Origin of the sequence: Clostridium sp. (genome assembly GCF_032552055.1) — a bacterium.
Taxonomy (GTDB): domain Bacteria; phylum Bacillota; class Clostridia; order Clostridiales; family Clostridiaceae; genus Clostridium.
Genome location: NZ_JAWGSV010000087.1, coordinates 1 through 11,765 on the forward strand (window position 1 = coordinate 1; position 11,765 = coordinate 11,765).

The 11,765-nt window shown below is 31.2% G+C and carries 3 protein-coding genes; all 3 read right to left on the bottom strand.

The window, feature by feature from the left end:
* Nucleotides 1-1,303 (bottom strand): peptide chain release factor 3 (locus E6248_RS07805; RefSeq protein ID WP_316340258.1); only part of this gene is annotated, 1,303 nt, incomplete at its 3' end.
* 526 nt (nucleotides 1,304-1,829) lie between these two features.
* Nucleotides 1,830-3,893 carry an LPXTG cell wall anchor domain-containing protein gene (locus E6248_RS07810; RefSeq protein WP_316340259.1) on the bottom strand — a complete coding sequence of 688 codons (2,064 nt, stop codon included), beginning with the start codon at nucleotides 3,891-3,893 and terminating at the stop codon, nucleotides 1,830-1,832.
* 678 nt (nucleotides 3,894-4,571) lie between these two features.
* Complete coding sequence (locus E6248_RS07815; RefSeq protein ID WP_316340260.1) at nucleotides 4,572-11,492, bottom strand: endo-alpha-N-acetylgalactosaminidase family protein; 6,921 nt, start codon at nucleotides 11,490-11,492, stop codon at nucleotides 4,572-4,574.
* Nucleotides 11,493-11,765 lie beyond the last annotated feature (273 nt).

Sequence of the window (11,765 nt, forward strand, 5' to 3'; positions counted from 1 at the left end):
CCATTCCTATGAATGATTCTTTAAATACTTGAATCGCTCCTTCTTGAGCTATTTGAGTAACACCTTTTACGAATTGTTTTCTCTTCATAGAGTCTACTGGTCTAACTCTTGCAAAGTGTTCTGGTGCGAAGGTTGGAATTCCTTCAAATTTAAACTTCTTTGATGGAGAACATAAAGTGTCTCCAATTGAAAATATACCTGGATCAAATACACCAATTATATCTCCTGCATATGCTTCTTCAATTATTTCTCTATCTTGAGCCATAAATTGTTGTGGTTGAGAAAGCTTAAGCTTCTTTCCACCTTGCATATGATAAACATCTTCTCCTTTTTGGAACTTTCCTGAACAAATTCTCATAAAGGCAATTCTATCTCTATGAGCCTTATTCATGTTAGCTTGTATCTTAAATACGAAAGCTGAGAAATTATTATCAAATGGATCTATTTCTCCTATGCTTGAGTTTCTTGAAAGTGGTGATGTAGTCATTTCTAAGAAATGTTCTAGGAATGGCTCTACACCAAAGTTAGTTAAAGCTGATCCAAAGAATACTGGTGTTAATTCTCCTAATCTAACTTTTTCTAAATCAAGGTCGTCTCCAGCTATATCTAAAAGTTCTATATCTTCCATTAATTTATCATGAAGAGCTTCTCCTAAGATTTCTCTAAATTTTGGATCATCTACAGCACCTTCAATTGCATCTACTGCAGTTTGACCATGGTTTCCAGCTGAAAAAGCAATAATTCTCTTATTATCTCTTTCATATACTCCCTTAAACTCTTTACCTGATCCTATTGGCCAGTTCATAGGGTATGTCTTTATTCCAAGTTCATTTTCAATTTCTTCTAATAACTCAAATGGATCCTTAGCTTCTCTATCCAACTTATTTATAAAAGTAAATATAGGCATTTCTCTAAGGGATGCAACATGGAATAGCTTTCTAGTTTGATCTTCTATACCTTTTGCTCCATCAACAACCATAACTGCACTATCTGCAGCCATAAGTGTTCTATATGTGTCTTCTGAGAAATCTTGGTGACCTGGTGTATCTAATATATTTATACAATGTCCACTATAATTAAATTGCATTACAGATGAAGTAACTGAAATACCTCTTTGTTTTTCTATTTCCATCCAGTCAGATACTGCATGTGCTGAAGCCTTTCTAGCCTTTACTGATCCTGCAAGTCTTATAGCTCCTCCGTATAATAGGAACTTTTCTGTTAATGTAGTTTTACCTGCATCAGGGTGGGATATTATAGCAAAGGTTCTTCTCTTTTCTATTTCATTTATGTAATCTGCCAAGGGCTTTTCCTCCTTAAATTGAAAGTAGTTTATCCGATCGCTAACATTGCTAATACTACCATCTTCTCAAAGTGGGAGCTAAGCACTGCTACGCGCCTGGATTAGTTCTTCTAAGCTTCAGATGGAATAAGATATTACTGCACTCTGTGAAAGTGATTCACACAAAATGCAAGATTTTGATTCTCTACTTTTTAAGAAAACTCCATCTGAAGCTAAGAATCACTTTATCTCTATTTCTCTAGTTATTCATTATACCCTAAAGTAAGAAAATTTAAAATGAATTTTTTCTCTACCAGAGAACATAAAATTAATTTCTTCACATAAAGAGAACCTAATATTTATATTAATTAAGTATTTTCTTATATATAAAATACTCCCTCCATAGCTACAGTTTTATTATTTTAACTGTCTACTACAAAGAGAGCATAACATAATATATGATTTTTTATTTTACATAGTTATATTACTTACATATTTAGATTAATTCTTATTATTTAACTAGTTCACTTTATTTAATTAATCTCTTTTATGCATGTTTCTTTTTTCTTATAAATAAAGCTCCACCAACTACTACTGCAGCTAATGCTATAACTAATATTGCTGAAGTTGATACTACTGCACCTGTATTAGGTAAATTTCCTTTTCCAGCTTCAGTCTTACTATTAGTATCTGATGGATTAGTATCTGATGAATTAGTATTTTCTTCTGGTTTAGTTACATTTTCATCTTTATCAACTAACTTTTCAGCTACAACATATTTTGAGAAGTGAGGAGTTTTAAATGTAACTTCATTTCCCTCAACTTTAGTTTCCATAGCTTCAAATTTCTTTGTAGCATCATTATAATAATATACTACAAGATTATCTTTATTAAGACCTTCAAGATCTTTATCAGTTAAGCTTATAGTTATTTCTACTTGTCCATCTTTAAAATTATGAATAAATGTACTTCCATCTTCCTTATTAACTATTAAGTTAAAATCAAACACCTTATTAACAGCATTTATATCCTTTAATATAGCAGAATCTTCTACTATTTCTAAGCTAATAGTAACATCCTTAGCCCCATCTAAAAGACTCTTGTCTATTGCTGATAACGGTAAGTTTAACTGAACTCCATTATTCATAGTAATATTTAAAGATCCTTTTCCATTTTTTAAGGATTCAATATCTTTTATTACAACATCTACCTTCTTAGCTGAAGAATTAGTATTAACCTTAATTTCATTCTTTTCATTAGGGTTAATCTTATATACTTCTGCAATAACCTTATCTTCTGAAGGTTTAATTACTACATTATTATTATTTCCATTGTCTCCTGGGTTCTCTGGAGTTTCAGGCACTTCTGGATTTTCTGGTACTTCTGGTTCAGATGGTTGATTTGGAGTACTTTTTTGCATTACTATTATACTTGGTGCTTCTCCATTATATGTATATAAAACATAGTTGTTTTCAATACCACTTAAACCAGTAACTACATCACTTAAATCGTATAATACTTCTGTATTAGCACCAGTTAATTTTATAAGTTCTAATTTTTCGCCATTTACACTTAAAAGTATTTTACTATTTCCATCTAGGCTTGATACCTCACCTATGTTATCAATACTCTTAACCAATTCATATCTATTTCCATTTGCTTTATAAATATTTAATCTAGGTATATATCCTTCTCTAACATAATGACTTATATATAGATATTCTCCATTAACTTCCATATAAGAGTTGTTTGTTACTTCATCTATACTCTTATGTGTTTCTACACCATCTTTAGTAATCTTTATAATTTCACATTTAGTACTAAATTCCTCATCAGTTTCAGTAAATATATATAGATTTCCATTATCTACTATGTATGTAGGAAATAAAAAAGTTTTATTAGTTCTTACAAATACATAGTCACCAAATATTAAACCAGAATAATGTTCTCTTAAATCATTTTTAGTATAGCTGACATAAAATTCAACAACAGACTTTTCACTATTCCTGTAATCTAGCTCTATACCAATTCTTTCATTTCCATTTACATATTCTGAATAGTATTCATCAACAGCCTCTAATTTTTTATCTTTAATAGTTAAATTAGTACCTGCTTTCTTATTAATTTTTTGAAGTACTTCTTCCTTTTCAGAATCAGACCATACTTTTTCTTCTTCTTCTACATGACCTTCTAATGAAATATATTCTTTTTCTGTTATGTCATAAATTTTATTTTCATTTAAATTGAATTTTTTGTACGCAGTTGCTTCTCCTCCATCAGGTAAAAAAGCTAAAAGTATAACGTTATCAGCAATAGCCTCTGATAAATTAACTGCGTAACCCCCTTCTATTTCATATAAAATAGTTTCTTTACCATTTTCAACAGATGAAATAGTAACTTTTTTAGGACTTTCGTCATCTGCATTCTCATAAGCTAAAATCATCTTATTTCCGTATGGCAAATAGTTCAGCATTCTACTATTTTCTATAGTATGAAACTCATATCCTCCCTCTGCTGCTTTTACTTCTTTTCCCCAAAAACCACCTGATACTAAACCAATTAACATCATAAAAGTTAGTATCCTTGCTAAGTGTAACTTGATTTTTTTCATTTCTTCTCCCCCTACATAATTATTCATAAATAATTATATTATGTAAATTTTCCATATTCAACCATGATAACTCTTATTTTTACAATTTATCCTACTTATCCTTTCATTTGATATATATTCCTATACCATCATATACAATATAAAACACAAAAATTGCAGTGAAAACAACCTTATTATATGGTTAATTTTTACTATTACAAACTTTAGTTTTTATATTTTTCTTACACACCTTTGAATAAGAATTCTTATGTAAACATTAATTATTTCTGTTACTAGTAATATTATTCCTATAGGAGATCCATCATAAATTACTTATCCGTAAATTAATTCTTATATTGATACCTTTATAATTACTGTAACTGTTGAAAATTTTAGTATTTAAAATCTTGTTCTCACATTTTTAATTTTCCCCTTAGATATTTTTAGTTTATAACCACTAACAAAGACATATAGAACGTGAACTAAGCATATGACAAAAATTAGAAGTTATTGATTAATCAAAAAGGACATGATCTAGCTTTCTCTTGGAATGCTAGTCACGCCCTTTCTCTATTATGAGTATTTTAGTTTTATCATATTTAATGAATGTATAGACTAATTACTGTTCATTCATTTGATATTTAAATTCTATTATAAATGTTAGTTTCTTGTAGATTATAAAACTTTAATTAATCTCTTTTATACATGTTTCTTTTTTCTTATAAATAAAACTCCACCAACTACTACTGCCGCTAATGCTAAAACTAATATTACTGAAGTTGAAACTACTGCACCTGTATTAGGTAAATTTCCTTTTTCATCTTCACTATTATTAGTATCTGATGGATTAGTTAGGCTATCATCTAACTTTTCAGCTATTATAAATTTTGAGAAGTGAGAAGTTTTAAATGTAACTTTATTTCCATCCACCTTAGTTTCCATAGCTTCAAATTTCTTTTCAGCCTCATTGTAATAATAAACTACAAGATTATCTTTATTAAGACCTTCAAGTTCTTTATCTGTTAAGCTTATAGTTATTTCTACTTGTCCTTCTTTAAAGTTATGGATAAATGTACTTCCATCTTCTTTATTAATAATTAAATTAAAGTCAAATACCTTATTAACTGCATTTATATCTTTTAATATATCAGAGTTTTCTATTATATCTAGGCTAATAGTAACACCCTTAGCCCCTTCTAAAAGACTCTTGTCTATTGCTGATAATGGTAAGTTTATTTGAACTCCATTATTTATAGTAATATTTAAAGATCCTGTGCCATTCTTTAATGATTCAACATCTTTAATAATAATTTCTACCTTCTTAGCTGAAGAATCAGTATTAACCTTAATTTCATTCTTTTCATTAGGGTTAATCTTTGATACTTCTGCAGTAACCTTATCTTCTGATGGTTTAATTACTATATTATCATCTGGAGTCTCCGGAGTATCTGGATTTTCAGGTGTTTCTGGATTTCCTGGTACTTCTGGTACTTCCGGATTTTCTGGTTCTACTTCTACTAGATTATCTTTAGCTTTCTTTAATTTTGATAGAGCCTTATCTATTTCTGATTGTTTTGATGCATTCTTATATACATCCTTTGCTTCTTTTAATGCTTTTACAAATGCATCTTTCTTTGATCCATCTTTATATTTATCTAAATCAAGCTTTTCGTATTCTGCAATTACTTTTCCTAATTCACTTTTGTCAAGCTCTTCTACATCTAGTAGTTTTAATGCTGCTTGAGCTTCTGTAAGAACTTTCACTGCATTATCGATTTCATCTTGTGTTGATGCATTATTAATTAAAGCTTTTCCATCTTTTAATGCTTTTACAAATGAATCTTTTTCAGCTCCATCCTTATACTTAGTTAAATCAATCTTTTCTGCTTTTTTAATAGCATTTTCTAATTTATTATAATTTAACTTCTTCTTTTCAACAGTTACTGTGCTTTCTGCTATTAGACCTGCTGCATTTGTTATTTTAACCTTAGCAGTTCCTGCTTTTACTGCTGTTAGAACACCATTTTGATTTACTTTTACTACATTTTCATCAGATGAACTCCATACAATACCTTTTAGAACAGTATTTTCTGGATGCTTTGGAGTTAATGTTGCTTTTCCACCTATATTCATTGTTACATCTTCTAAGCTTGCTGTGTCTGCAACCTTGTGTAGAATAATTGGTGCAACTTCTGCTATTGCTGCAAAATTACCTTGACCTTTTTCTACATAAATCTTAATTGTTTTTGCATTAAGTGTTTGTTTAAATTTAGCAATTACCCATGCTCCACCTTGCATCTCTGAAGTTAAAGCAGTAATAGAGTCTGAAGTTTCTAAAACTTTTCCTTCTGCATCTAATACCTCATATTTAAATTGTTCCACAATACCATTATTTGCACTTGGTCTTTGTTGGAATTTAACTCCACCTATTTTCATTTCTTTTCCTAAGTCTACAGTTAGGATAGCTGGATTTTCTTTGCTTACAACAAATCTATTGCCACTCCACTGTGAATGCCAGTAAGTTGAATATTTTCCATCTGTAGCTGCAGAAGCTACTCCACTTCCTGCACCTTCTCCTGTTGTCTCTTCTGTGTTTGCACTAGAAGTTATTCCTTCTAATTCTTCTCTTGGAATATCTATTACAACATCGTCTATAACCTTCATTTCAAATACAACTTCTTTTCCATCTGGAAGTATTGCTGTAATAGTTGAGTTTCCTGCTGCTAATGCTTTTACAATATTAGTATCCTTATCTACAACTGCTACTTTTTCATCACTTGAATTCCACTTAATTTTATCTAAACCATTTCCATATATTGTAGCAGTTTCACCTTTATAAAGATTTGTACTTGATAATGTAACTGCAACTGCATCTTTATCTTCTGTAATTACAAGGTTATCTAGAGTGAAATCTCTTTGACCCATTGCACCAGTTCCTGATTTACTTGCATTTTGATAAAGACCAATCCAAGTTTGTCCACTTCCGCTACCAATAACTTGCATTTTCACATGTTTAGTTTCTCCACGAGCTACTGCAAGATATTGTTCTTCTGTTGGAGCTGCATAATTTGTACCATCTCCAATTACCATAGCATATCCTTTATCCGGTCCTGATTGATAATCAAATTCTACATTATATACTTTACCTGCTTCAAAACGGTAATTTTGTGGAAGTGTTTGATAGATTATTCCAGTATTTGCATCATGATGTTTTAATGACCATTTTCCATCAATTACATCATCAATTACTCTTCCATTCCATCCTGCTTGTGTGTATGGGTCATTTAATTGTGATAAATGTGTTGCAGGGTCTGAAATTCCTTGTGCAGAACTTAATACAAATGGATATAATCCTTGTACTACTGTTTCAAAGTCTTGTGTAAATGTTCCATCCTTTTGGAAGTTATCTAATGTCTTTTCTACAATACGGATATCATCCATATAAGTAGATCCTTCTCCAGCTGCTCTAGATAAAGTTAATTTTGCTGTATCCTTTTCAGCTGTGAATGAAATTTGCATACGTTGCATTTTACTTCCATTCTTTTGATCTGATTTTACATAGTTATTTAAAATAGAACGTTCAGTATAGTTAGAAACTGTCTTCTTTCCTGAATTCACTTCTATAGTAGCCTTTTCATCACTATTATTTTCTACATATACTTCTGCTACATAATTTGTATTTTTATTTAATCCTGAAATAGTTGTAGTTACAGTTACATCTTCAGAAGGACTATTAAATGCTAGTCTTTGATCTCCTGTATTTGCCTTTTCTATTACAACTGATTCATCTTCAATATCTCCTGACCATTCATCCTTAGATAATTTTTCTCCTACTGCATATCCATTAAATCCTGGATCTACTATATAATCAGCTTCACCAAAGTCATTTTTTAATTCTTTAACTTCAGAACCCATTGCTAATACATATGCTGTTGCTGCTTTAGCTTCTAAAGTTACAGATCCATTAGTTACAGGAACACTTATATCATTTATACGTCCTTGATCAGATAATTCATACATTACAACATTTCCAAGTCCTTCCCATCCCTTTGGAAGCTCCCATGTTGTTTTTCCACCATCTAAATTCCAATGGTATAATTTTTCTGTTCCATCTTCTTCTGTCCATGGTAATAAATATTTTACTTCATCTAAAACTACTTTATCATTTAAAGTAATTATACGCTCAATATTATCATCATTTCTTTGTTCTTCTTTTCTTGTTACAACAACTGTATCTCCTGCATCATTTTTTAATGTAATTTCTTTTTCATGATTTCCTACAGGTGATTGTCCTTCTTCGTAATTTTCCCAATCAGTTACAATATAATGTTGTAAGAACTTAGTAGGTAGGTTTTGATTAAATGTTTCTAAGATATATTCATTAAAGTCTCTATCTCCACCCCATCCTTCAAATCCATACAATCTGTAACCTCCAAGTAGTGGATTATCCGCTGTTCCTCCGAATGAAGGATAATTTAATACTTGAGAATCTCTATGGTCATTTCTGATAAATCTTATAATATCACTATTAAAGCCCTTTGAAGTTGCACCACCATAAACTGCATCTGTTGACCAGTGTTGCCATGTTGAGTCATATTCACCTTGTGCACTAAACTCTGTTGAGAATCTCCAACCAAGGGAATTAATTTCTTTTGCAACATTTCTTGTTTCCCATGCATCTTGATACCATACATCAAGATAGATGAAATCCATATTATTTTCACGGCTTTCAGCGTCAGCCTTAATTTCTTCTTTACTTGCAGTTACTTCACCTAGTGAATTTACTACTGCCTCTGGCCATGCTCTATTATAGAAGCTTGTTCCATTTATACGATCATAGAATTGTACAAGACGCTTCCATCTTGCTTCACTTGATAAATCCCAAAGCTTATCGATTACATGAGATTGGTCTAGCCATCCCCATCCATTTCCTATTGGCTTTTGTAACATATCTTCATTAAATGAAGCTGCTTCTGGATATGCTTCTTGCGCATTAATGTGAACACCAATTTCTGTATTATAATCATGTGCAATTTTAATTAAGTCTTGGAAATCTTCTACTCCACCTTCACGTTCTGCAATATCTGCATATTCAGAGTTTGCTGAATCATGGCCTTCATTTCCATATCCCTTTAACATAACTGATTGTGGAAGTCCATCTGTTGCAAGAAAGACCTTCTTAATATTATCAGCTGTTGTTAAATAAGGGTTAGATGCCATACTTGCAAAGTTCATAACGATACGATAGTTAACCATATCCTTAATTACATCTGCTTCATAAGGAATATTCATAATATCACGGAATGCAAGAGCTCCGTCATTCCAGTCAATATCATTATCTCCATTTTCATCTGCTGCAATAGCAACTTTTGCAACTGGTAAATCACTTACTGGATAATCTTTATATTTTGCAGCTGCCTTTTGTCCGTTTTTATCTCCTAATTCATAATACCATGGAGCACTTGTAAGACTCATTGTATCTGCACCATTGTTTCTTACAACACGTTTATCTCCTTCTGCTTCTGAATTACTGAAAAGACCTGCACTTAACTTGTTATTTGTAAGGAATCCATATAGATAAGAATCTGTTTTTGATGGAACAAATCCATTTTCAAAATCTATAAATACATCACCACTTGATGTTGTAGTTGTAGATGTTTGTGCTCCTGCAAAATTAGCTCCTTCTTCTACAGCATCTACTGTTAAAAGATTTAAACCTGGAACATCAATAGTTCCAATCTTTGCAGAACCCTCTACCTTTTTAATTTCTATTACTTCCCATGTTAAATCATTTTCTTTTACACTTACTTTTATTTTCATATCAAAATTTATGTTGTTTTCAGTGTTTTCAACATGCATTGAATATATTCTAAAATCTGCTTCTGTTTGTTCAACTGTAACAGTTGGTACAATTTTCACACCATTGATTGCTACAGTATTAAGTTTAGTTTCATTACCACGGAAATATTGTCCTTCCATTTCCTTGCCATCTTTAAGAATTTGATACCTAGCAACAACAGGGAATGTCTTTCCAATATATACTTTCATTTCATTTGATGAAATAGTATCATATTGTGTTAAATCTAATGATGCTTTTTCTTCTAATGTAATATTTATTACATTGTCTTTATCTTCAACATTTATAACCTTAGAATATGCCTCATAACCTGGCTTTGTAGCAGCCATATTATATTCTCCAATTTCTAAGCCATCAAATTGATACCTTCCATTTACATCACTCTTAACTGAGTTTGCTCCTATACGTATAACTGCTTCTGGAATAGGATCTCCATCTTTATTTAAAACAGTTCCTGATACTGGTACAAGCTTTGAATATACTTCTTCTACTTTTTGTCCTGTACGCTCTGCAGCAAATACCCACTTGTCTTCCATAGCGCTTTTTCCGTTATATTTTACATCTGCAAATGAAATGGAAGTTGCTCCATTTGTCTTTACACCAAATCTTCCTTTTCCAGAAGTCTTGTCAGCAAAGGAAATTAAAGCTTGATTAGTAACTCTAGCTGTAGTTCCATTAACAGTTACTGATAATGTCTCATTATTTAAGGATATAGACATTTGTAGTTCTTCACCCTCTACAGGCACTGGGAGACCTGAAATACTTGGATAAGATTCACTACCATTTAACTTATATTGATAATACCACTTACTAGATGAATCATATCCTATATATAACCAATTGTTATCGTCTACATAAGTATGAAAAACTCCCCAATTGCTACTTGGTTTTAATTTTAGTGATAGTTCCCCTGATTTTTCCATCCTCTTCTCATTATCAAGTAATAAAACTGGTGCTGCTACTGATGCATTACCATAAGCATGTCCACCACCATTTTTAGATCCACCTGTTAACTTAATCCACTTTTGACCTTGCTCAGATGGATTTTCTGGTTCTTCTTTATCTGTTACTACTACTGATGGTTCCCATACTTGACCTGCAAGGTTATCTTTATATAATGTCCAAGCATTGTAATCTGTGTACTTATATTCTCCAACTGTTACATCTGAAAAATAGATATCAGTGTATGCAGTTCCATAAGTAGCTGCACCAAATCCAATCTTTCCTGCTTTATCTTTTAAACTAATAAAATCAGCTGTATTAATTAGTGCTTCTCCACTCTCACCACTTGTTTTATTCTCTACCTTTAGTTTAAGTCCATTTTCCTCATATACTGCACTAATATTTAAGATATCATCTTGGTTTAATTCTGGCAGGCCTGTAACTTTTGGATATCCTGTCTTATCACCATTCTTATATTCTGTAAACCAACCAGTTGCTCCATCATATGCGACATATCCCCAATTGTTATCGTCTACATATTTGGTCACAAAACGAAATCTTGTATCATTTTTTGCACTTCCCACTTTCATCTGGAAGCTAATAGACTCATTTGTAATATCTTTTTTATCTGATAATACAAATGCCTCTGGGTTTGTACTACCAAAATGTCCATTACCATTACCACTTCCAGCCTTTATATGTGCCATTGTTTTTGGTACTGCTAAAACATGTAAAGACGGAAATATAAATGTACAAAATACTATGAAAGCTGTTAATGCAGCTCCAAGCCTCTTCTTACTTCCCTTAAGGATACTAACCATAATACACACTACCCTTCTCATAAATTTGTGATTATAATACTTCCTGCTAATATTCTATTATTTACCACCCCTTTATACCTTCTCTTCTATATTCTAGAACATGTAAAAATATATAATCACTTACATATTTTACCTGTACTGTATAAGTAAATTATATATTAGATATTAGTGGATATATATTAGTATCTTGCTAAGTTATCTCAATATTTTGAGATTTTGAATTTTTCTTTTAATTTAATAATAACTCTAATTAAACATAAAACGATAAAATTA

Coding starts and splice junctions, on each gene's coding strand:
- E6248_RS07815 (WP_316340260.1), bottom strand. CDS start 11,492: ATGGTTAGTATCCTTAAGGGAAGTAAGAAGAGGCTTGGAGCTGCATTA.
- E6248_RS07810 (WP_316340259.1), bottom strand. CDS start 3,893: ATGAAAAAAATCAAGTTACACTTAGCAAGGATACTAACTTTTATGATG.